General features: G+C 41.0%; 23 protein-coding genes and 1 tRNA gene. 14 read left to right on the forward strand and 10 right to left on the reverse strand.

The features are described from left to right. The first annotated feature begins 57 nt into the window (after positions 1–57). The 7 genes from BUC07_RS15815 to BUC07_RS15850 all read left to right on the forward strand — a co-directional run bounded on the left by BUC07_RS15815 (position 58) and on the right by BUC07_RS15850 (position 8486). The gene (locus tag BUC07_RS15815; protein ID WP_073171718.1) at positions 58–633 is read left to right on the forward strand and encodes a DNA-3-methyladenine glycosylase I; all 576 of its coding nucleotides are present in this window, start codon (positions 58–60) and stop codon (positions 631–633) included. Between the two features lie 391 nt (positions 634–1024). Further along, complete coding sequence (locus BUC07_RS15825; protein ID WP_073171723.1) at positions 1025–2245, forward strand: C1 family peptidase; 1221 nt, start codon at positions 1025–1027, stop codon at positions 2243–2245. Between the two features lie 69 nt (positions 2246–2314). Beyond that, entirely contained in the window at positions 2315–3223 is a 909-nt protein-coding gene (locus BUC07_RS15830) for a hypothetical protein (RefSeq protein WP_073171726.1), read from the forward strand. Positions 3224–3302: 79 nt separating this feature from the next. Continuing rightward, a complete protein-coding gene (locus BUC07_RS15835) occupies positions 3303–4247 on the forward strand; it encodes a glycosyltransferase family 2 protein (protein WP_073171728.1) in 945 nt (314 codons plus the stop codon). 92 nt (positions 4248–4339) lie between these two features. Beyond that, a complete protein-coding gene (locus tag BUC07_RS15840; RefSeq protein ID WP_073171731.1) occupies positions 4340–5020 on the forward strand; it encodes a TonB-dependent receptor plug domain-containing protein in 681 nt (226 codons plus the stop codon). Positions 5021–5139: 119 nt separating this feature from the next. Then, the gene (locus BUC07_RS15845; RefSeq protein ID WP_073171736.1) at positions 5140–7449 is read left to right on the forward strand and encodes a glycoside hydrolase family 95 protein; all 2310 of its coding nucleotides are present in this window, start codon (positions 5140–5142) and stop codon (positions 7447–7449) included. A 419-nt stretch (positions 7450–7868) separates the two neighbouring features. Continuing rightward, a complete protein-coding gene (locus tag BUC07_RS15850) occupies positions 7869–8486 on the forward strand; it encodes a hypothetical protein (RefSeq protein WP_073171738.1) in 618 nt (205 codons plus the stop codon). A gap of 63 nt (positions 8487–8549) precedes the next feature. Here BUC07_RS15850 and BUC07_RS15855 read toward each other — a convergent pair whose 3' ends face one another. Continuing rightward, complete coding sequence (locus tag BUC07_RS15855) at positions 8550–9341, reverse strand: SDR family oxidoreductase (protein WP_073171741.1); 792 nt, start codon at positions 9339–9341, stop codon at positions 8550–8552. Positions 9342–9579: 238 nt separating this feature from the next. Between BUC07_RS15855 and BUC07_RS15860 the strand changes: the two genes are divergently transcribed. Further along, the gene (locus BUC07_RS15860) at positions 9580–10368 is read left to right on the forward strand and encodes a glycoside hydrolase family 127 protein (protein WP_073171744.1); all 789 of its coding nucleotides are present in this window, start codon (positions 9580–9582) and stop codon (positions 10366–10368) included. Position 10369: 1 nt separating this feature from the next. Here the strand turns inward: BUC07_RS15860 and BUC07_RS15865 are convergent, their stop codons facing one another. Beyond that, positions 10370–11575 carry an L-serine ammonia-lyase gene (locus BUC07_RS15865; RefSeq protein ID WP_073171747.1) on the reverse strand — a complete coding sequence of 402 codons (1206 nt, stop codon included), beginning with the start codon at positions 11573–11575 and terminating at the stop codon, positions 10370–10372. Between the two features lie 320 nt (positions 11576–11895). Here BUC07_RS15865 and BUC07_RS15870 point away from each other — a divergent pair, with 320 nt between their 5' ends. After that, on the forward strand, positions 11896–12666 hold the full coding sequence (locus BUC07_RS15870) for an amidohydrolase (RefSeq protein ID WP_073171750.1): 771 nt from the start codon (positions 11896–11898) through the stop codon (positions 12664–12666). Here BUC07_RS15870 and BUC07_RS15875 read toward each other — a convergent pair. From BUC07_RS15875 to BUC07_RS15905, 7 genes are all read right to left on the reverse strand, one after another. Then, complete coding sequence (locus tag BUC07_RS15875) at positions 12663–13445, reverse strand: MBL fold metallo-hydrolase (protein WP_073171753.1); 783 nt, start codon at positions 13443–13445, stop codon at positions 12663–12665. The genes BUC07_RS15870 and BUC07_RS15875 overlap by 4 nt on opposite strands. Continuing rightward, on the reverse strand, positions 13442–14662 hold the full coding sequence (locus tag BUC07_RS15880) for an MFS transporter (RefSeq protein WP_073171755.1): 1221 nt from the start codon (positions 14660–14662) through the stop codon (positions 13442–13444). The genes BUC07_RS15875 and BUC07_RS15880 overlap by 4 nt, the downstream gene beginning before the upstream one ends. A 71-nt stretch (positions 14663–14733) precedes the next feature. Continuing rightward, positions 14734–15171, reverse strand: coding sequence for a NifB/NifX family molybdenum-iron cluster-binding protein (locus BUC07_RS15885; protein ID WP_073171758.1), 438 nt, complete (start codon positions 15169–15171; stop codon positions 14734–14736). A gap of 3 nt (positions 15172–15174) precedes the next feature. After that, the gene (locus tag BUC07_RS15890; protein WP_073171761.1) at positions 15175–16050 is read right to left on the reverse strand and encodes a P-loop NTPase; all 876 of its coding nucleotides are present in this window, start codon (positions 16048–16050) and stop codon (positions 15175–15177) included. Next, a complete protein-coding gene (locus BUC07_RS15895; RefSeq protein WP_073171764.1) occupies positions 16047–16916 on the reverse strand; it encodes a nucleotide-binding protein in 870 nt (289 codons plus the stop codon). Before BUC07_RS15895 ends, BUC07_RS15890 begins: the two co-directional genes overlap by 4 nt. 70 nt (positions 16917–16986) lie before the next feature. Continuing rightward, a complete protein-coding gene (locus BUC07_RS15900; protein WP_073171767.1) occupies positions 16987–17328 on the reverse strand; it encodes a NifB/NifX family molybdenum-iron cluster-binding protein in 342 nt (113 codons plus the stop codon). 24 nt (positions 17329–17352) lie between these two features. After that, positions 17353–17691, reverse strand: a complete 339-nt coding sequence (locus BUC07_RS15905; protein WP_073171769.1) for a NifB/NifX family molybdenum-iron cluster-binding protein — start codon at positions 17689–17691, stop codon at positions 17353–17355. Between the two features lie 248 nt (positions 17692–17939). Here BUC07_RS15905 and BUC07_RS15910 point away from each other — a divergent pair. Both BUC07_RS15910 and BUC07_RS15915 read left to right on the forward strand, forming a co-directional pair. After that, positions 17940–18013: transfer RNA gene (locus BUC07_RS15910), tRNA-Pro, on the forward strand. Between the two features lie 281 nt (positions 18014–18294). Continuing rightward, the gene (locus BUC07_RS15915; RefSeq protein ID WP_073171772.1) at positions 18295–19557 is read left to right on the forward strand and encodes a site-specific integrase; all 1263 of its coding nucleotides are present in this window, start codon (positions 18295–18297) and stop codon (positions 19555–19557) included. 794 nt (positions 19558–20351) lie between these two features. On the opposite strand, the gene BUC07_RS15920 is transcribed toward BUC07_RS15915, so the two are convergent. After that, entirely contained in the window at positions 20352–21353 is a 1002-nt protein-coding gene (locus BUC07_RS15920) for a YhdH/YhfP family quinone oxidoreductase (protein ID WP_073171775.1), read from the reverse strand. 424 nt (positions 21354–21777) lie between these two features. Between BUC07_RS15920 and BUC07_RS15925 the strand changes: the two genes are divergently transcribed. Genes BUC07_RS15925 through BUC07_RS15935 form a run of 3 tightly spaced genes read left to right on the forward strand, consistent with a single transcriptional unit; the run spans position 21778 to position 23286 of the window. Beyond that, positions 21778–22071 carry an ArsR/SmtB family transcription factor gene (locus BUC07_RS15925; protein ID WP_073171778.1) on the forward strand — a complete coding sequence of 98 codons (294 nt, stop codon included), beginning with the start codon at positions 21778–21780 and terminating at the stop codon, positions 22069–22071. Between the two features lie 49 nt (positions 22072–22120). Next, positions 22121–22510, forward strand: a complete 390-nt coding sequence (locus BUC07_RS15930) for a rhodanese-like domain-containing protein (protein ID WP_073171781.1) — start codon at positions 22121–22123, stop codon at positions 22508–22510. After that, positions 22507–23286, forward strand: a complete 780-nt coding sequence (locus tag BUC07_RS15935) for a sulfite exporter TauE/SafE family protein (protein ID WP_073171784.1) — start codon at positions 22507–22509, stop codon at positions 23284–23286. Before BUC07_RS15930 ends, BUC07_RS15935 begins: the two co-directional genes overlap by 4 nt. The last annotated feature ends 171 nt before the right edge of the window (positions 23287–23457 follow it).

Consider the following 23457-nt stretch of genomic DNA (forward strand, 5'->3'; position numbering starts at 1 on the left):
GAAAACAGCTGGAAGGTTCATTAATTTTATTTAACTTTTTCACCAAAATTATTGAAAATGAAGAAAAGATGTGATTGGGCAAATTCGGGTGAGTTGATGATCAGGTATCACGATACAGAGTGGGGCGTTCCGTTACACGATGACCGGAAATTATTCGAGTTTCTTGTTTTGGAAGGATTCCAGGCGGGCCTGAGCTGGCAGATTGTGTTAAACAAACGCGAGGCTTTCCGTGAAGCTTTTGACGGATTCAACCCTGAAAAGATTGCAGCTTACGATCAGGCAAAGCTGGATGAGCTGGTTCAAAATAAATCGATAATCCGGAACAAGCAAAAAATAGCAGCGTGTGTTAACAATGCACAACAGTTTCTGAAAATCCAGGAAGAATTCGGGAGTTTCGACAAATATATTTGGCAGTTTGTAAATTTCACTCCCATTGTAAATACATTTTCACGGACTGAAGAATTGCCGGCCAAAACGCCGCTTTCCGACAAAATATCGGTCGATCTGAAAAAAAGGGGATTTAAATTTGTGGGGTCAACAATTGTTTACGCCCACATGCAGGCAACAGGCATGGTTAACGATCATCTGGTTGGTTGTTTCAGGCATTCGGAGGTGTCGGATAGCGGACATTAAACTCCCATAACATTTTCATTGCTGTCTTGTAACTAATCAGTTTATTCAAGTATGATAAACATAGAAAAAAGGAGCAAAAACAGGCCTAACCTTCAGGTTGGGATAAAAAAGATAACGCTCCGACTTGGGATTTTTGAAAAATTTGTATTTTATATTTTACAAATTTTTCAAAAATCCGGGGTCCAAATCATAATTCCGGTACCCAGCCTGAAGGCCGGGCCTGTTTTTATTGATTGCCTCTCGCTGAATTCAATAAAACAAAAGTTGAACTGATTAGTTACGATGTCTTCAACTAAATTAAGAATATTTCTAAATGGTAAAATTTTCGTTAAGAAATATTAATTATTATTTTTGGCTTTCATTCAAAAGGACGATTATTTAAATTTTTTATATGAAGAAGGGGATAAAAAGTTGTTTTGTTTTTCTGCTTTCATTGATCGTTTCGGTTCAGGCTTCTGCCGGTAATGAAAACAGTTCAGACAAAAAAGACAAAAAAGGTTACGTGTTTGAAGATGTTAAGGTTTTACCAGCCACACCAGTAGAGGATCAGCACCGTTCGGGGACTTGCTGGTCATTTTCAGGATTGTCATTTTTGGAGTCGGAAATGCTGCGGCTTGGAAAACCAGGAGTAAACCTCTCGGAAATGTTTATTGTTTGGCACACTTATGCTGAAAAAGCCATAAAACATGTACGTGTGCATGGTAATCTTAATTTTGCTGCAGGTGGTGCTTTTCACGATGTGACCAACATGATTTCAAAATACGGAATAGTTCCCGAATCGGTTTACGACGGGCTGAACTATGGTGAAGATAAACACGTACATGGCGAAATGGACAGGGGACTTCGCGAATTTGTTGATGCTGTAGTTGAAAATAAAAACCAGAAATTGAGTACCGCATGGCACGAAGCGTTTACCTCAATTCTGGATAATTACCTTGGTGAAATTCCTCAAAAGTTTGAATTCGAAGGCAAACAATATACGCCGCAAAGTTTTGCTGATGAGTATGTTGGATTAGATATGGACGATTACGTGGAGATTTCATCTTATACCCATCATCCGTTTTACTCAAAATTTATTTTGGAAGTGCCGGACAACTGGTCGTGGGACGAAGTTTACAACGTGCCTTTAAATGAACTGGAAGAAATCATCGATTATTCATTGAATAACGAATACACCATCGCTTGGGCAGCTGATGTGAGCGAAAAGGGATTTAAGTCGAGCAATAAAGGAGTGGCCGTATTGCCTGCAGCCCCCGAAACTAATATGTCTGATGCCGAAATTTCGCGCTGGGAAGAAATGCCCGAACGCGAAAAAGAACAAGAGCTTTACAAGCTCGAAAAACCAGTGCCGGAACTGGAAGTAACCCAGGAAATGCGCCAGGTTGCTTTTGATAATTTTCAGACTACCGACGATCATGGGATGCATATTATCGGAACAGCAAAAGATCAAAACGGAAAGCTTTTTTATAAAGTGAAAAATTCATGGGGCGACTATAATAAATACGATGGTTATTTTTACGTTTCCAAGCCTTACATGAATTATAAAACCATGTGCATAATGGTACACAAAGATGCTATCCCGCCAGGAATAAGAGCAAAACTGGAATTATAAAATCCACTGACCCTTCAGTTTTTTCTGAAGGGTTTTTTTATATTTGGGTGTTCTAATAATCCGGGTTTCATGAAATTCAATTCCCTTGTTTATCTCTTTTTTTTGACCCTGCTGCCTCTGATTCCGAATGCACAAACTACGGAAGATTCCTGGGAGTGGTGGAATAATCAGCATGGCTGGGAGCCCGGGGATCCGGGCTGGCGAAACTGGATGAAATTAACACCCGGCTACCTCGGTCCTAATGCGTTGCCGGTGCCGCAGGTAAAAAAAGGTTTTATCGAAGATTTCTCGGAAGTTGAAATAAGTTTTTCAAATCATTTTCATTCCGGAGATCCCACTCAGGATATTTCAGGGAGGCTTTTTATTCCGTTTGCGAATAATAAAATTGCCGTAGAAATTTACGGGGTGGCAATCGAACGCTTTGCTTTTTCCGAAACCATAAGAGACGAACGCATTGCCCGCGACAAAGACGGCAAAGGTTTTGCAGTTGGCGATTTTTATTTCAGCACGCTGGTTCAGTTGTCGAAAAACCGGAAATTTCCGAATACATTATTTCGTTTTGCAACAAAAACAGCATCCGGCAATCAACTGGAGGCCGCGCGCTATACCGACAGCCCCGGGTATTTTTTAGATGTTAGTTTTTCAAAACAATGGAGTACATCCAATAACGGGTTGCTCAGGCCTTTTGGGTCAGTAGGTTTTTACAGTTGGCAAACCAACGATGAACTAAACCTCCAGAACGACGCGCTGATGTATGCACTTGGTACTGATTTTGAAAAAAATACCTGGCTGGTTTCCGCATCGTGGTCGGGGTACTCAGGTTATAAAAATAAACGCGACCGCCCCATGCAACTTAATTTTGATATTCAGAAAAATATTGATCGAAAAACGTTGCGAATTCAATATATAAACAGTTTGCGCGAGTGGGGGTATAAATCGTTGCGTTTTTCGTTTATCTGGAAATTTAATCCCGCCTGATTGGTATTCCGTTATTGTGCCGGAAATGTTTACTTTTGTTGAATAAAATAAATGCGCCGCATTCGGAAATCATAGAAAAATGAAGAAACTCTCGCTGGTTATCTGCGTCTATAACGAAGAATCCAATATAAAACCCCTTTCGGAACAAATACAAAAAGCCCTTGACGGGATTGATTATGAAGCTGTTTTTGTGGACGATGGTTCATCCGACAAAACCCGTGACGAGGTTCGTAAAATTAACGACGAACGGTTTATTCTGATTGAATTAAAACGAAACTATGGGCAAAGTTCTGCCTTGCAGGCCGGAATCGATCACGCCGATGCTGAATACATTGCATTAATTGATGGTGATTTGCAAAACGACCCGGCTGATATTCCCCGCATGCTGGGTATGATGGAAGAAGAAGGCTGGGACATGGTAGCAGGTGTTCGGGCAAACCGCAAAGACGGAATGTTCCTGCGAAAAGTGCCCTCAAAAATTGCCAACTACATGATTCGAAAATCGACGGGAACACAAATGAAAGATTTGGGATGTACACTTAAAATATTCACCCGCGAAACCATAAAAAGTATTACCATCTACGGCGAATTGCACCGGTTCATTCCGGTATTAATTACCCAGGAAGGTGCTACACGGATTACACAGACAGATGTAAACCACCGGCCGCGCAAATTTGGAACCTCAAAATATAACCTTAACCGCACATCGAAAGTGCTGAGTGACTTGATTCTCATGTTGTTCTTTAAAAAGTATCTGCAGCGGCCAATGCATCTTTTCGGCGGTCTTGGGTTTGTTACACTTGGCATTGGAGTACTGATTAATATATACCTGCTGATTTTAAAAATACTGGGTAATGATATCTGGGGAAAACCACTTCTTCTGCTAGGCATACTGCTTGTGATGGGAGGTATTCAGTTTATTACCATTGGCATAATTGCAGAATTGCAAATGCGGACTTACTATGAGTCGCAGCAAAAAAAACCTTACCGGATAAAAAATATTTCATCCACAGGCCGTCATTAAACGATTTTTTATTTATCTGGTCTAAAATGTCGGATGTGGTATAAAAATTGTACTTTTATTAGGTTGTAAATCAATAACGAAAGGAATTAATTATGTCAAAAAGAATTAATAGAATACTACTTGTGGTTTCCATGCTTTTGGTTACATCCTTAACGCAGGCACAGGAGCGACTCATAAGCGGAATTGTTACAACTTTCGACAGTATCGCATTGGTGGATGCTGAAATCGAAAACAGGAGTACCAAAGAAATAGTTTACTCCGATTCACTTGGGCGTTTTCAAATTATGAGCGAACCGGGTGATAAACTAAGATTTAAAGCACAAGGTTTTTTCAATGAAAAGGCCAAACTTGAAGAAAATACAAAATACGTTGCGGTTAACCTTAGAATGAAACCAGGCCCCAAAAACAGGGAATATGCAATAGGTTATGCTACCGTTTCCGATCGGGATAAACTGAATGCCCTTTCGAGCATGAATAATGAAGACGCTGATTTCAGTCAGTACAGCAACATTTACGATTTAATTAAAGGTCGTTTTGCAGGTGTGCAGGTTAAAAACGGCGAAATTATAATTCGTGGGGTTAATTCAATAAACAGTAGCAGCGCCGCATTAATTGTTGTCGATGGTGTGCCTGTCGATGGAAGTGCACTAAACTCAATCCCACCCGTTCAGGTGAAAAGTATTAATGTAATTAAAGATGGCAGCGCAGCCATTTACGGTGCCCGTGGTGGTAACGGAGTGGTTATTATTGAAACCCGCCGTGGTAACGACTAATTGAAAATTTTCAGTCGCAACTTCACCCTAAATATATTTTTGTGGTAATTTTTACCGGGTACTTTTTTCACCGGGAATAAATTTCTATTTTCAACCCCGTAAATTTAAACCGGACTGAAATGACCAGAATTTATTTTGCCATCATCTCCCTTCTGCTAATTTTTCAAAGTTGTAGTAATGCACCCGATACTGAAAACAGAGAATTAAAATTATGGTATGACCAACCAGCAGAGCAATGGGTTGAAGCCTTGCCACTTGGAAACGGGCGGTTGGGAGCTATGGTTTTTGGAGGTATTGAAACGGAGCGGATTCAGTTAAATGAAGAGTCGGTTTGGACGGGAGGCCCCATTGAAAGGGCAAATCCCGAAGCACTGGAATACCTCGATGAGGTGCGTCAGTTGCTTTTTGATGGCGAGTATGCCAAAGGAGACCGGCTGGCTCAGGAAAAAATTATGGGCACTCGTATAGACGGAGGGAAGCATACTTATCAAACACTTGGCGATCTTTTTATTGAGTTTGAAGGATTGGATAATGTTTCCAACTATAAACGATCGCTGGATTTAAATACCGCAGTTGCCAAAACAGAGTTCGAAGCTGATGGTGTAAACTATTTACGCGAAGTATTTGCTTCTGCACCCGATGAGGTTATTGTCGTAAAACTTTCGGCCTCAGAAAAGGACAAACTCAATTTTTCAGCCCGGATGAACCGCCCGGGAGAGGCCGAAAAAGTGTCTGCTGATGGAGGTAGGATAGTTATGACAGGGTTTGCCGAATACGAAGGAAGGGGAACTCGTTTTGCATCGGTTGTGGCTGTAAAGGCCAAAAACGGAGAAGTAGATTCGTCAGGTGAAACACTGTCAGTTTCAAATGCCGATGAAGTGGTGATACGCATTTCGGGCCGCACCGACCATTGGGGAAAAGATGAAGTTGAAACATCTTCTGCCGATATTAATAATTCAGCAAACATTACTTTTAATGAGCTGAAGTCGAATCATATTGAAGAATACCAGGGATATTTCAATCGAGTAAGTTTGGAGCTCAACGAACCTGACACGCTCAATTTGCCAACCGATGAGCGGCTTAACCGGGTGAAAGAGGGAATAAGCGATGCACATCTTACCGAGTTGTATTTTCAGTTTGGAAGATATTTGTTAATCAGCTCTTCGCGGCCAGGAAATCTGCCGGCGAACCTTCAGGGAATTTGGGATCCTTCATTGTCGCCACCCTGGAATGCCGATTATCACATCAACATCAATATTCAAATGAATTACTGGCCTGCTTTGGTAACCAACTTATCCGAGTGCCAGCAGCCATTTTTTGAATTTGTTGACGACTTGCGCGAGCGTGGCAACATAACGGCACGCGAAACTTACGGCGCCCGTGGATTTGTTGCTCATCATACTACAGACTTGTGGAAATTCACTGACCCCATTGGATTAACCGGTTGGGGCATGTGGCCCATGGGAGCAGCATGGTGTTCCGATCATTTTTGGGAACATTACGATTATACAGGTGATAAACAGTTTCTTGAGGAAAAAGCCTACCCGGTACTGAAAGATGCTGCCCTGTTTTTTGTCGATTTTCTGGTAGAAAATCCAGAAACAGGACTGCTGGTTTCCGGCCCGAGTATGTCTCCCGAAAATACTTTTATTGCACCGAGTGGTGAAGTGGCTGCTGTTTGCATGGGGCCTGCAATGGACCATCAGATAATCAGGGAACTGTTCAATAATTGTATCAAATCATCTGAAATTCTGGGCGTGGATGCCGAATTTGCCGATACGTTGCGTACGATGCTCCAAAAATTAACTCCGTCGCAAATCGGGTCAGACGGAAGGGTTTTGGAATGGTCGGAGGAATTGCCTGAAGCAGAACCCGGCCACCGGCACATGTCGCATTTGTATGCATTGTACCCGGGCGAAGAGTTTACCAATCCGGATGATCCGAAATGGATGGAAGCTTCCCGAAAATCGATTGAGGAGCGGCTCAAGCATGGCGGTGGTCACACCGGCTGGAGCCGGGCATGGATTATCAACTTTTTTGCCCGCCTTAAAGATGGGGAAAAAGCCCACGAAAATGTGGATGCCATTCTGGCCAAATCAACCCATCCGAATTTATTTGATAACCACCCGCCGTTTCAAATCGACGGTAATTTTGGTGCCACTGCCGGCATTGCCGAAATGCTTTTACAAAGTCACAATAACGTGCTTCAAATTTTGCCTGCCCTGCCACCCGACTGGAAAAGCGGAAGTGTTAAAGGCCTGCGTGCCCGCGGCGGTTTTGAGGTGGATATTTCCTGGGATAATGGTGAACTGGCTGAATTAAAAATTAAGTCGTTGCTTGGGAACGATTGCAAAGTGATGTATGGTGATTTGGTTGCCGCGCCGGAAATAAGCAAAGGCGAACAAATTGTTTTGGATAAAAACCTGTAATGAAAAAGGTTTTACTTCAGGGTAACTTAAAATAAACAGTATCAGCGATTAGTAAGGAAATTAAATTTCTGTTTTTCTTTCAGGGTTTTTTAGGGGAAACCGTTTGGCGAGTTGATCTGCCTGACGGATTAGTGTTTTATACCATCGAAAGAGGGACTTTCTAATTTCCGTGAAATATTATTTACTCGTTGGCGGGATTATTTTCCAAAGAACTGACTTTCAGACTTCGACTCCGCTCAGTCTGACTGTCACAGTGAGCGGAGTCTCCCATGGGAATCGCTGTGCGGGAACTGTAATTCAGTATATTACAATTTAATTCCGCCAACAGGTATTATTTTTAATTTTTCATGTTTAAAAAGCTAAAACCACATTCTTTTGAAAGAACCCAAAAAGAACTATTTAACAATTAATCATGCCTTATGAAATTTAAAATTTCATTTCTCCTTTCAATCTTACTCCTGGTGATTTCTTCAGGTAGTGCACAGGATAACAAAAGCTCCGTAAATTTAAATACTCAGATTAGCAATTTTTTAACCGAATATTTTTCTCCTATTAATCCAGGTATTGAAATTCTGTATCAAAATAAAGTTACGAGCCTATTTTCTATCTCTGCAGGAATTAATTACAGTTTCACTTCAGGGCAAAAATCAGTAGGAATAAAAAGCAATTTTAAAAGGAGGTATCATGAAATATTTGTTCCTGTAATTTTAAAAGGAAGAATCAGCGATGGATTTAATGCCGCATTCGGAATCTATCCGGGATGGTTGTTCAATGGAAAAGAATTTTATAAGGGAAGTTCAACCGGCGGATGGAACGATAATACCCATAACACGGGTTATGATGAAAGCTCGAAACTTGCAGCGGATTTGTTTTTTGGACTGGAACTTTTTGATTTCGTAAAACTAAACAAAAAGAACCATTCGATAAAATTTACACCTTTTCTGAAATACCGGCTGAATGAAAACTGGCTGGATGAAACCAGAGACAACCCAATCAGTTTAGGAGTGAAAATCAATTACCGTATAAGACTGAAATGAATTTTGAAAGCCATCCGCTAAGCAGTTTTATCCGCCTGACGGAATTCAGGCATTCGCTTATCCCTACCAGACCGTTTTCATTGAACCACCATCAACAGCCAAACTCGACCCTGTGATGTACGATGCTGCCGGCGACAACAAAAATGCACCGGCTTTCCCGAATTCCTCTGTGGTGCCATACCTTCCGATGGGAATGTTTGCTTCATTTTTTTGCCTGACTTCCTGAACGGGAGTTCCCGTTTTTTCGGAAATATTCTGATCGAGTGCTTTCAGGCGATCGGTGTTGATGCGGCCCGGCAGCAGGTTGTTCACCCGGATGTTTTCACCCGCCAGTTCGTTGGAAAGGCTTTTCACTAAGCTGGTCACTCCCGAGCGGAACACATTGGAAAGCAGCAAGCGGTCAACCGGCTCTTTTACCGACATGGAAGTGACCGTGAGAATGGCACCGCCTCCGCCAGCCCGCATAACCGGTAGTACACCTCGGATTAACCGCACTGCGCTCATCAATGTCAGGTTGAATGCTGCCTCCCAGTCGTCATCTGAAAAATCGTCAAAATTTCCCGGAGGCGGGCCTCCTGCATTTACCACAAGGCCGTCGATGCGTTCAAAGGCTCTTTCAACACTGGTAACCCAGCTGGTTATTGATTCATCATTTGCAGCATCAAAAACTGTAGCGTGAATTGTGGAGCCAGTTTCGCTTCGTAACGTTTCTGCTGCTTTTTCAACCTCTTTTTTTGTACGGCTGGCGATGCAAACCGTGGCACCGTTTTTTGCCAGTTCGCGTGCGATTCCATATCCCAGTCCCTTACTGGAAGCCGCTACCATAAATATTTTCCCTTCAATCTGTAAATCCATGTTTTTTAAATTTCAATGAGCAAAAACCAAATTCTCAATAAATTACAATTAACAATACTTAATTGTTGAACAAGAAAAGCATAACTCAAGATACGAATTGCCAAACCGTCCGGTTCCCAAGTGAGGGGGTAACCCTGGTCGTTTAAAAAATTAAGCGCATCCAGAAATTATTAAATTGTGCTGAACAGGAATCAGGAATTAATGTTATCTTATTTTATAATTCGAGACAATTGTTGTTATGCGAACCCGTATTTTATTTTTCATTTTAATTATAATCATAGTTTCTTCCTGCAGTCAGCCGTTTCCTGAGTCGGTTACCAGTCCTGTAGAATCAGAAATAGTGAATTTGAAAGACAGCCTTTTCAGTGGTTTTGAAACAGGGTGGGATACACAAAATGCGGATTCCGGGAATGAAATTTATCCTGAAAATTTAGAGTCGATTCAGAATGGATATATTGCGAAAGATGAGCGTTTTGACTTAAGAGCGTTTGAAGAAGGGTGGCAAAATTTCAGGAATGAAATGGGCAGCGGCACCGGGGGAAAAGAAGCCACCCAAAAATGGTTTGAAATAACCGGATTACTGTTCCAGTTAACCGGAGATGTTGTTTATGCTGAAGAACTTGAACGGATTGCTTTTACTAATTTTTTTGGCACAGCAAATGAAAATGAGTTGGAAAAAATGATTGGGCCTTATGTTTTTACACGGAGTGTGGACCACATTCATGTGAACCTGTTTACACCTGCCGAAATAAGTTACAATCACTCGCTGGGCGGGGATGTTGGCATTACGCAGGAAACCGATTATCCCCGGAGTGGCAGCATCAAATTGCATTTCAGCATGGAAACCAAGCGGTATATCGAAATTTTTGTTCGTATTCCAAGCTGGGCAGATGCATCGGTGGAAGTGAAAGGGGTGAAATATTTTGCTGTGCCGGGCAATTACTGCAAGGTGGCCAAAAAATGGAAAGAGGACGATGTGGTTGAAATTGAATTTCCGGTAACCGACAAGCCACAGTATCTCCGGTAATTCAACATTTGGGCAGCGCACTCAGCCGTGCCAGTCCGCCGGTTGATGTTTCGCGGTAATGGCTTTGCAGGTCGATGCCTGTTTTGTACATGGTTTCCACCACCTCATCAAAACTAACGCGGTGCCTTCCGTCCGAAATCATTGCATAGGTGTTGTGCGAAACTGCCCGCTCGGCGGCAAATGCATTGCGTTCGATACAGGGGATCTGGACCAGTCCGGCAATCGGGTCGCAGGTGAGGCCAAGATGATGTTCCAGTCCCATTTCTGCCGAATATTCAATTTGAAAAATTGTACCCCCGGTTAATTGTGTGGCCGCTGCCGAAGCCATGGCACAAGCGGTGCCAACTTCTCCCTGGCAACCCACCTCAGCTCCCGAAATTGAGGCATTGGTTTTTACAATATTGCCAATCAGTCCGGCAGTTGCCAGTGCCCTTAATAATGATTGCTTATCGGGTTTATATACTTTTTTGAAATATTTGAGGACCGCCGGAAGCACGCCACTAGCTCCGCAGGTTGGTGCGGCAACAATTTTTCCGCCTGCTGCATTTTCTTCTGAAACAGCGAGAGCATAAGAAAAAAGCTGGGAACGGCGCTTGAATGGTGTGGCAAAATTCTTTCCTTTCGCGTAAAACGACTGGGCTTTTCGGGGCAGTTTTAATACACCGGGCAAAACACCTTCTTCATCTAGGCCTCGTTTTACGGAGGCCTCCATAACATCCCATACTTCTTCGAGGTACGTTTTGATGTCCTTTTCTTCGAATGCAAAAACATATTCCCACAGCTGAATCCCGTTTTCTGTACAATAGTTAAGAATATCAGCCATTTTGCGGTGCGGGTAAATATCAGAAGTTTCCCTTTCGGTGAAATCGTCGGTAATCGTGCCACCACCAATACTGTAAGCTGTCCACTCGGCGGTAAGTTTGTTGGCTGAGTCAAACGCCTTGAATTTTAGGGCATTGGGGTGTTTAGGCAGAAATGTCCGGGGTTCCCATTCAATTTTCAGATCACGGTTTTTAAAGGTGTCTTTAATGGTAATATCGGTAAGGTGGCCTTTGCCGGTGGCCGCAAGGCTTCCGTATAAAACCACTTCAAAACGGTGGGCACTTTCATTTCTATCTAAAAAACGCGCGGCTGCTTTTTTGGGGCCCATTGTGTGGCTGCTCGACGGGCCGTGCCCGATTTTATATACTTCCTTTATCGATTCCATCGGGCGTAAAAATACTGTAAATGAACGGGACAACCGAATTTTTAAGTGAAATTGAGATTATTTACAAGCAAACTTTTTGAGTAGGTGTTGAAATTATACTGGAAACGTATTGAGTACCTGTTTATCGGTTTGTGCCTCATCGACTCGCAAGGATGCTAACGGCATAAGCACCAATTTTCAAACAAAAGAAATTCAACATGTTTGGAGTTTTGCATTTGAGTTATTGGAATTTGTTTGATATTTGTTGATTGATTTTTGGAATTTAATTGTGATTTGGTTATTGTTTTTTGGAGTCTGTTTCTAACGGAAATATTGTAGTCATGGAAAAATTTACTATCACACTCGCTCAGCCCGACATTATTTGGGAACAGCCACAGACTAACCTCAACAAGTATTCGGAAATGCTTGCGCCGGTTGATAAAACCGATCTGATTGTTTTGCCTGAAATGTTTACTACAGGTTTTTCAATGCAGCCGGAAAAACTAAAAGAAAGCATGGATGGACCTGCTGTGCAGTGGATGAAAAAACTGGCAAGCGAAAAAGATGCAGCTGTAGTTGGAAGCCTGATAATTGAAGACAACGAAAAAGTTTTTAACCGCCTGGTCTGGGTTTTTCCCAATGGCAAAATTGAAATTTACGATAAACGCCACCTGTTTACAATGGGCGAAGAAAATCGGCATTACTCGGCAGGTTCTGAAAAACGGATTGTGGAATACAAGGGCTGGCGGTTTTGCCCGCTGGTTTGCTACGATTTGCGTTTCCCTGTGTGGAGCCGCAATACCGAAGATTACGATGTGCTCATTTACGTGGCCAACTGGCCGGCACCACGCCACGAGGTTTGGAAAACGCTGCTGCAGGCCCGCGCCATTGAAAACCAGGCGTATTGCGTTGGTGTAAACCGTACCGGAACGGACGGGGCCGGCCTGGATTATCTGGGAGATTCTGTATTAATCGATGCCAAAGGAAATGCCCGTTTCCTGGGCGCCAACGAACAGGTGACTTCTTTTGAGGTTTCGATGGTCGAACTTCAAAAATTCAGGAAAAAATTTCCGGTGTTGAATGACAGGGATGAGTTTCAGTTACTACTTTAAAATTCCAGCAGCATCCCGGTTTTGAGCTGCGGATTGCCAAATGCTGCATGAAATGCCGCAAGTGCAGGCAGCTCGGTGCAGTGCGACGGAAAAATTTCATCCACTCTTTCATTTTTGAAATATTCGATGGTTTTGCGGGTTTGCTCGTCGTTGTGTTTCAGGTGAAATCCGCCGAGAACGGCCCTTACATCCGAAATGCCGGTTACTTTTTTGGCATGTTCGGAAATGTTGCAGATGCCGGAATGCGAGCAGCCGGTAATTACAATTAACCGGTTTTTCACAACTGCTGCCAGCGCCGAGTCATCGGGAATAAGATCATCGTGCTGAAAATCATCCACAAAAGAAGTGGATTGTGCTTCAAAATCATTATTTCGCGGAATTTCTCCCAAATACCAAAGGTGCTCAGTGATTTGAAGTGGCTCGCCTGTTTCGGTAATGCTGAAATTTTTCTGCAGCGATTTTTTGCCAACCGATAGTCCTACAGGCGATAAATCGCGCTTTCGAAACCGGTGGATGAAAGCACCGGGGTGGGTGATGAGTTTTTTGTTTTGCAGGTGTTTAAGCCCGTCGCCATGATCCCAGTGGCCGTGGCTCAATACCACTTTTTCAACTTCGTCTTCAATGTCAATTCCCAGTTGCCGGGCATTTTTCAGAAACACATCGGAATGCCCGGTGTCGAACAATATTTTTTGATCGTCAATCTCAATAAAATAGGAGATGCCGTGTTCAGCAAGAAGTTTTCCTCCTGCAGCGTTTTCTGTTAAAATTGTAATTCTCATCTTTTGCAGTCGATTTTAAAAATGAAAAAAGCAGCCAGTGAAATAATAATCATAAACAGCACAAAAAAGGCCTGAAATCCGAGTAGTTCGATAATGGTTCCGGCAACAAGCGGGAAAAGCGCCGGCAGAATATTTCCGGCTCCGGCAAAGCCAGTGTAAAGTGCCCGGTTTTCGTTGCCCGAAATCTCGAGCAGCAGGCCATTCATTGTCATTGTATAGAGGGCATAAACCAGGCCTCCCATCACAAAAATGTATTTCAGCCACGAAATATCAGTGATAAAAAGCGGCATCATTCCGAGTATCAGTGATAAGCCTACATTGCTGTAAAGCAGCAGGTTGTATTTTAATTTTTTGGCACCCATCAAAACCAGCGCGCTGATAAAAACAATTCCGATGACTTTAAACAACAGAAAAGTTCCGGTGTCGGTACTTTTTGCCGCAAAAATTTCTTTGGCATAAAGCACCACAAACGGCAAAAATGATACGGCAATTCCCTGGGTGTTAATGAATCCGAGAAACCAAATCAGTTGTCTGTTCTCCCTGATTTCTTTTTTTAACACTTTTAAAAAACCTTTCAAACTTGAAATTTTAAGTGTGGAAGGCACCGTTTCCTTCAGGTTCCAAAATCCGAGTGATGCAATTAGCAGCAGCGTGGCACCAATAAAAAACATAAACGAATAGTTCACCGGAAAGTCGCGGATAACAAGCACTCTGCGGGCCAGAAACGCGGCGCCAAGAACGATGGATCCGGAAATGATTTGGCGGGCCGAAAAGAAAGTTTTCCGTTTTTCAGGATTGATTGATTTCCCGAGAATATCGAAATAGCTGATGTTGGCAAAAGCCCCGGTAAACGAAAAAAGGGTGATGAAAAGAAACATCAGCCCAAGCATGAAACCCGACGTGCTGCTTTGAAGAAAAAAGAGCAGTGCGCCAAGTCCGGCCAGTGCAAACACACGGGTGTTGATGCCAAAAAGCAGGTAATTTTTTTTGTAGGTTTTGTTGCTCAACCACGGGGCAAAAAACAGTTGGGTAAACTGCGCGCCACCCAACATAATGGCCGTCATAATTCCAATATGGATTGCTCCACCGCCGGCTTCAACCAACATGGCCGGAATCACTGTGTCAACATCCATGAAATTTTTGGCCATGGCCAGAAATGCCGCATGCCACAAAAACGAGCGAAAGTTGTGGTTCGATATTTTTTTGGGTAGTACCATTTGTTACTTTTTTTGCTTGCAACAAAGGTCAACATTTTTTTTGATATGCCTCTCCCTTGGTCAAATTCCTGTTACACTCCCGGATTGATTTGTGTTTTGAGCACTCCCTCTTTTATTTGGAAAAGCATGTACCCGGATGATTTGTTGGTGAGTTCATCCCAAAGCCATTTGTGATGTTTTTGAAGAACAGCAACTACCTCTTCGGGCTTTTCTTGCTTAATTATTACGGGGATGAAATGTTTATTGATCATTTTTATATTTTCCCCGAATTGCCGTGAAACCAGCACTGAAACACCTTGCTTTTTTAATAATTTAATTACAGACTGTCCTTTTTCTTCTAAATTAAGGGTACCTTCGTTTTCTACATTCCTGTACGGGTTAATCATCTGTTTTTCAAATTTCAGCTCATCGTTCTCCAGTTTGTAAATAACAAAGTTATCAGCATTTCCAAAGAATTTTTCTTCAAACCGGTTGTCGCGGCTTAACGCAAAAGCACATTTCATTTTCATACGCTAATTGTTGTTGTTTTCAATTTTTTGCCAAATCATTCCAAATTCCCGGCTCATATTGCTGTCCGGTGAATATTCCACAATGGTTTGTTCCTTTACCATCGATTCAACCAGTTGCGGGTCGAATGGAATTTTGCCCAGCAACGGGATTTTGTTTTCATTTAGAAAGGCCCCGATTTCGGCTGTAATTTCAAGGTTGATGTCGAATTTATTGATTAAAGCAACCACAGGAATGTTGAAGGATTTTACCAGTTCGTATAACCTTTTTGCATCGTGCATGCCCGACCGTGAAGGTTCAACCACGAGCAAAACCATATCGGTTCCGGTAACCGATGCAATGGCGGGGCAGCCAATTCCGGGCGGGCCGTCGCTGATAATGATTCCGGCATTTTGTTCGAGCGCAATTTCTTTGGCTTTTTTACGGATTTCCGTTACCAGCCTGCCCGAGTTTTCCTCACCGGCACCCATTCGGGCGTGCACCATGGGGCCAAATCGTGTGTCGGAAACAAACCAGTGGTTATTATTATTTTGCACCGAAGTAATCGCATCAACCGGGCAAATGCGCTCGCATAGCCTGCATCCTTCGCATTGAAACGGGTTTACTTCGGGCATGCCGGTTGTGTTAGGATGAATGGCATCAAAACGGCAGCTTTCTTCGCACAGCCCGCAGTTGGTGCAGCTTTCAGGATTAATTTTTGCAATGGTCCCGCTGTCGAATTCATGCGTTTCTTTAATTTCCGGATGAAGAATGAGGTGCAGGTCGGCGGCGTCCACATCGTTATCGCAAAATACCACATTTTTTGCCAGCGAGGCGAAAGCTGCTGCCACACTGGTTTTCCCGGCTCCGCCTTTTCCGCTGAGGATAGTAATTTCTCTCATTTTACTACCTCCTTCCTTCTGATTTTTTGAATGATTTCACCGAAAACCCGGGTTGTTTTATCCGGGATGTTTTGCAGTAAATCGCCCGATGAGTAGCTCACGGCAAAATTCCTGTCGAACGGAATTTCACCCAGCAGTTCAATGTTGTTTTCTTCCAGAAATTCATATACGTCACGGTTTCCCAATCCTGCTTTGTTTACAATAACCCCAAACGGTTTTTGGAGCTCATCCAGCAGCTCAACGGTAATTTTCAGGTCGTGCAGCCCAAAGGGAGTTGGTTCGGTCACCAGGATGATGTAATCGGCATCAGCAACGGTTTCTACCACAGGGCAGCTTGTTCCGGGCGGTGCATCCAGGATAGTCAGACAATCGTTGTTGTCAACGCGGCTTTTCAATTTTTTAATCAGCATGGTTTGCATCGACGAACCCACATTCAGACATCCTTCTGTCAATCCTTTTCCAAAATCTGTTTGGTAATTGGTAATTGTTCCCAAAGGTTTTTCAATTTCGGTAATTGCATCAAATTCGCAGGCTGCGCTACATGCTCCGCACGAGTGGCAGAGGCTTGCATCTACTTCTGCAAAATTGAGCTTGGGAACTATTGTAATGGCGTTAAACTCGCACCATTCCTGGCATTTCTTGCAAAAGGTGCATTTTTCGGTATCAATTTCAGGAATGAGTTGGTAAACTTCTTCCCGGCTTTGAATGGCCGGGTTGTTAAAAAAGAGGACATCGTTGGGTTCTTCCACGTCGCAATCAACCAGCCTGACATTGCTGTCCCATTCTTTCGAAATAAAATAAAAGAGGTTCACCGAAATGGTTGTTTTTCCGGTGCCTCCCTTTCCACTTGCAACTGCTATTTTCATTTTTTTTTATCTCTTGCTTTGTTCCGGTTACAAATGGTTAGTTTGTTGAAGTTGTTTAGTAAACCGGTTTTTAGTGGTCGCAGTAATTGGCCGAGAATTGGATGGAGTTGTTCAGAAACCCTGAAATAAGCGCCCTGGCTTCCAGTTGGGGGGCGCCTACAAAAACGTTAACGCCGTTTTTGTTGAATAGCTGAATAGCACGGTTGCCCATCCCGCCTGACAACACATCGGTTACGCCGTTTTCGGCCAGCCATGCAGGCAACACTCCGGGTTCGTGAGGTGGCGGTTGCACAATTTCTTCCGAAATAACTTCTTCTCCGTCCGTTTCGGCCAAAACAAAAAATTTGCAATGCCCAAAATGGGCATCAAGGACAGAGTTGTCGTTAACTGGTACGGCAATTTTTTTCTTCATGAATGTGAAATTTATTTGATATTTTTAATTTGAATTTATTGTGCTTTTGTTTTTGAGTCGCTCAATAATTTCGTTGATGGTTTTATTCCCTTCGTCGAGGATAACCATTTGAATTTTAAATTTTTCGAGCAGTGCTTTTGCCTTGGGGCCAAAATCTCCGGAGATGATTTGGCTTACGTTTAGTTCGGCCATTTTTTCGGCCGTTTTGGTGCCTGCACCACCGTTGGCGTCTTTATTTTCATTTTCTGTAAAAATGACTTCACCGTTTTCGGTATCGTAAATACAAAACCATCCGGCTCGCCCAAACCGTAAATCAAATTTCGATCTCAGGCCTTTTTTTTCTGATGTAATTGCGATTTTCATATGACAATTGTTGTTGATTTTTAAGCGTTACTGAATCAAATTATTATGGCGCTAAAATAGAAATAATGTTTAGAATACGCAAATGTTTAAAAGAACAAATGTTTGTTTTGGGTGGTTGTTTTATTTGATTGTGAAGATTGTTTCCCAAAAATTGCTTTTTTGTTTTTTGAAAACTTTCAATTTGTATAAAAAAGGTTAAATTTGCAGCGCATTTTAAAACACCTCTGCTGAAGTTGTGGTGTTTGCCGCGGGGTATAGCGCAGCCCGGTAGCGCGCTTCGTTCGGGACGAAGAGGTCGTCGGTTCAAATCCGGCTACCCCGACGGATAGGAAATCCAAAAAACACCAAAAGCCTGTAAATCAGATGATTTACAGGCTTTTTTATTTATAATGAGTCAAAATAGACCATAAAAAACCATCTTAAATGTGAACAATACGGTGAACCAAATTTATTTTTATATTTGGTTCACCAGAAGCATTTAAGTATTTGTTATTCAAGTTTTTATAATGATTGTTTTTGGTGCCGTTTAGTTCAGTTTGATGCCTATTTGAACTGTTTTTTGTGAACAGTTGGGCAAGTATGAATTAAACTAAATTAAAAAACATGAAAAAAGTAAACACTTTTGGGATTCAATTTGTAATTCGGAAGCACCGGATTAAGGAAGGTACAGCACCTATCTATGCCCGTGTTACAGTCAACACCAGTCGCTGTGAAATCTCTGTAAAACGAAGAATTTTAGTGTCCAGTTGGAACAACGGTAAAGGAATAGCAACAGGCAAAAGCCCCGAAATTACAGCACTTAACGCTTACCTGGAACAAGTCCGTTCGCAGCTTGCCGGGCATTATCAGGACCTGGTTTCAGAAAGAAAAAAAGTAACAGCAGAAGCCATTAAAAACCGGTTTATAGGGTTTGATGAATCTGAGAAAACATTAATGGAGTTGATCGATTTTCACAACATCCGCATGGATTCGAACCTAAAATGGGGAACTCAAAAAAACTATTTTACTACCAAAAAATATGTAGAGTTATTCCTGAAAAGGAAGTTCAAAAAAAGTGACATTTACCTGTCGGATTTGAATTATAAATTTATCAGTGACTTTGAATATTTCCTTCGGAAATACAAACCGGAAGATCATCACCGGCCGATGGGAAATAATACGGTGATGAAACATATTGAACGGTTGCGAAAAATGATAAACATGGCAGTCAGAATGGAATGGATTGAAAAGGATCCATTTTCACTCTTTAAAGCAAAGTTTATCAAAAAAGGGAGAGAGTTTCTTACAAAGGATGAATTAAATACAATTGAAGAGAGGGATTTTGAGATTGAACGCCTGCAACAGGTAAAAGACATATTTGTATTCAGTTGCTATACCGGCCTTGCCTATATTGATGTCATGCGACTAACTCCTGACAATATCAGAAAAGGGATTGACGGGATGAACTGGATTTATACACAACGGGAAAAAACTTCAACACCGGTTAGGGTTCCCATCCTAAAAAAAGCCCAGAAAATAATTGATACCTATAAAAGCCATCCCCGGTCGAAAGTAAAAGGGACCTTATTCCCGAATTTTTCCAATCAAAAATTAAACAGCTATTTAAAAGAAATTGCCGATTTGTGCGGAATTAATAAGAATCTTACTTTTCATATTGCCCGGCATACTTTTGCAACAACGGTTACTTTAAGCAATGGAGTGCCCATAGAATCAGTGAGTAAAATGTTGGGGCATACTGATTTGAGAACTACCCAGATTTATGCGAAAGTTGTTGAAAAGAAAATTAGTGATGATATGTCGCAACTTCAACAGAAATTGAATACTGGAAACAAAAATTCAAAGGGAAAATCACGAAAGATTAGGTAAAAGATTGTAAAATAATCTCTTTAATTTATCATGCTGTTTATATCCAACCCGTAAATGCTCTTTCCTGCTGATTTAGGGTTCTGTCAAGGGGACCGGGCAAACGGGATTTATATACCCTTGACAGGTTCATAAATCAGGTTATTTTTGCATTTATCGGTTGGATACACTCCCTTTTTTTAATTTTAATCCGAAGGATTAATCAAGCTTTTACCCAGAGGTAAAAGTCCCTGCCGGACAGGCACAAGAGTTTTTGTATTACAAAAACACATCTTGCATATCCCTACCCCGAAGATCTTTTTTCTTCTTTTATCCCCAATTATTTAACTAGTAGAAGTGATTTAATTTTATTTTTTTTATCTGAAGTAAAGAGTGAAAGTAAACATTGAATTTATTTTTGTATGATCATGCTATCCAGTTCATTTTTTTTCGATAATGAAACGCTTCCATTCAACTTTCAGATAATTGTAAGTCGCATTATCGTATGTTTTTTTACTCTGATTTCTTGAGTTGAATTACTGCTGAATACGATTTTGCTTCATCGGTTATTTCTGGGTTAATATTTACAAAAGCGCGACATCAAAAGTTTATTTTCCCCCACTTTAGAATACCTTGGAAAAGTGATATTGTTGAAACGAGCATATCCGGAGACTGCATTTTTTTTTAGGAGTTGAAAACCTTATTTGAAAAGGATCCTTCACACGTGTCCTCATCCGTCCCGGAAAGCACGGGTAGTAACGTGTGTATGCCCCGAATGTATCTTTAACAAAGGCACCCTTTCTCTGGAGGTTAAGAATTTATTCAGCCAATTTCAATATCGTTCTCCCTTTTAATTTTCCCTGCAGCATTAATTCAATTTTATGCGGTACATCTTCAAGTTTAATTTCGTTGCAAGTAGTGTCTAAATGTTCTGGTTTCCATTCGTCAGCTAATTTATTCCAGACTATTGTTCTGTATTTCATTGGGTAATTCTGAGAATCTATTCCAACAAGCGTAACTCCTCTCAGGATAAACGGGAAAACGGTTAAGTCTATTTTTGGAGATGCAACGTTGCCGCAACAAGTTACTGCTCCCATTGCATTGGTTGATTTAATTATATTTTCAAGAATTTTACCTCCAACTGTATCAATTGCCCCGGCAAACAAAGGTTTCAACAGTGGTTTTTCAGCAAATTTCTCAATCTCGCCACGCAACATAACTTCTTCTGCTCCAAGCTGAACCAGATAGTCACGCTCTGCCTCCTTGCCGGTTATTGCAACAACTGAATATCCTAATTTACTCAAAATGGAGACACTCAAAGCACCAACTCCACCTGTGGCGCCAGATACTACTATTTTTCCATCATCCGGTTTTATCATTTCAGTCAGTCGTAAAACAGACATTCCAGCTGTTAAACCAGCAGTGCCATAAATCATTGCCTCTTTCATGGTCAGTTTCTCAGGCAGTTTTACGGCCCAATCAGCCGGAACCTGGATGTATTCAGCAAATCCTCCGTCAGTATTCATCCCTAAATCATAACTGGTAACAATTACTTTTTCCCCAGCATTCAATAAATCACTTTTAGATTTCTCAATTATTCCAACCGCGTCAATTCCGGGTGTGTGCGGATATTTTCCGGTTACTCCTTTGTTACCTGAAGCGGACAATGCATCTTTATAATTCAATGAACTGTAGTGTACTTTTACTAAAATCTCATTGTCGTTTAAAGTGCCGAATTCCATTTTTCTAATCGAACCAATGTAATTGCCTTCTTGTTCTTCAACACGAAATGCTTTGAATGTAGAATTATTCTGTACCATTTTTTGTCTTTTAATTTTACTTATTTTTGTGCAAATATCAGGATAAATATTTTGCTTGTCAACAACTTACAAATAGTATGCATACGAACATTTATTTCTGCTTTTAGTATTTTCACGACTTTGAAGGAAGAAAAAAATCAATGATGGTTCTTGAAATAGAGTTGTTAAAAGATATTTAAACCTTAACAGCAAGGTAAAAACCATCCTGCAAAATGTAAGTTCTAAAAAATAAATTCAAGAAAATTTTGAGTGTAAAATTCTATTTGGTGATTTTGCCAATCATAATAATACTTAGAAAAAAATAATATTTCAGTTGTATGCAGTTTGCTTTTTTGCTTAAATATAAACCGTCATACGGTAAAAAAATTGTGGTCAAAGAAGCTTTTACAATTGTTAACAACAGAGATACAGTAAAAACAAGAATATGAACAAAGACATAGAAATAGAATTTTCAGAAAAAGCGGAGATATTTAAAGCTTTAGCTCATCCAACACGTTTATTTATAATTCATGCAGTGAAAGATAAAATAATGTTGGTAAAGGAGCTTACTAAGTTGGTTGGCATTGATATATCTACAATGTCAAAACATCTGGACATCCTTAAACGGCATAAAATCATTGAAGGTAAAAGGAATAAGAACTTTATTTATTATCGCTTAGCTATTCCTTGTGTGCTGGATTTCATGAGCTGTGCAATGAAAGTAATCAGTAAAAAATAAAAATTTTACAAACCTATTTGGTTTTTTTGCCAAATACAAAATTTATAATATGAGTGATTTCGAAAAAGTAATCAGTAAAATGGATTTCCATTATTTTGGAAATGGTGAACACAAAATGGAAGCAGAAAAATTTCTGGCATCAGAAAACGCTGTTTTATTAGATGTACGAGCAAAAGAAGAGGTGGAAACAGTTAAAATTCCGTTGCTTCATCATTGTGAATATTTAGAGATCCCAACAAATGAAGTACCCTCAAGAATTGACGAAATTCCTCAAGATAAATTGATTGGTGTTTTTTGTTCCGCCGGAGTCCGGGCTGTAATCATATTTACCTATTTAAAAAGTAAAGGATATGAAAATATAAAAATAATTCCCGGAGGTTATCCTCCATTAATGGAAGCTATTATGCCCGGTAACCTTTATAAAAAACTTAAAAAATGAGCATTTGGTTATTAGCTATTATAATAATGCTCATTGCATTCATTATGACAATGACAGGACGTGGTGGCGGAAATTTTTATGTTCTTGCCCTTGTATTGTCAGGAATTAGTATGAACCTTTCGGCATCAACAGGTCAATTTATACTAATGTGTTCATCATTAATGGCTGCGGTTTTATTTAGCAAACAGAAAATGAATCATTGGAAGTTAACTGTATTGTTGGGCGCACTGATTTTTATATCAGCAATGGCTGGCGGATTCTTTGGACACTATTTTAATGAAAAGGTATTAAAAGTAATTTTTGCCGTGGTAATGTTTATTGCTGCTTTACTTATGCTGCGAAAACCAAAGAAGAAAATCAAAACGAATAGTAAATGGCTTGTTTCATTAACATCAAATGGTGACACTTTTCATGTTAATTTACTAATAACGGTACCAATCGTATTATTAACGGGGTTTTTATCAGGAATGGTAGGAGTTTCGGGCGGTTCTTTCTTAGTTCCACTTATGCTTCTGACAATGAATGTTCCAATGCACATTGCTGTAGGTGTGTCAACTTTTTTGGTATCAATATCTGCAGCAGCAGGATTCTTTGGACATCTTGGGGCTGGCATTTTTGATTTCAATTTGGCAATACCTTTGGCTTTAGGCGGAGTTTTGGGCGGCTTTGCAGGTGCTAAAATGGCTCTAAAATCAAAACCTAAGAATTTAAAATACCTTTTTGCAGGAACTCAATTAGTCGCGTCTGTAATTATGATCATAAATGTTATTCAATAACATCAAACAATAATTCGTTAAATAATTAAGCGGCAATAGAATCAATCAGTGTTTGAACAGCTTCAAGGCGAAACGTGGTGTGGTTGTCCAAATCGATGGCTGCAAGGCCGCCAATTTCAAGGCCCCATTTTGACTGTCCGGCACACCCGGACCAGTACCAGCCCACACCTG

Origin of the sequence: Tangfeifania diversioriginum, assembly GCF_900141875.1 — a bacterium.
Lineage (GTDB): Bacteria > Bacteroidota > Bacteroidia > Bacteroidales > Prolixibacteraceae > Tangfeifania > Tangfeifania diversioriginum.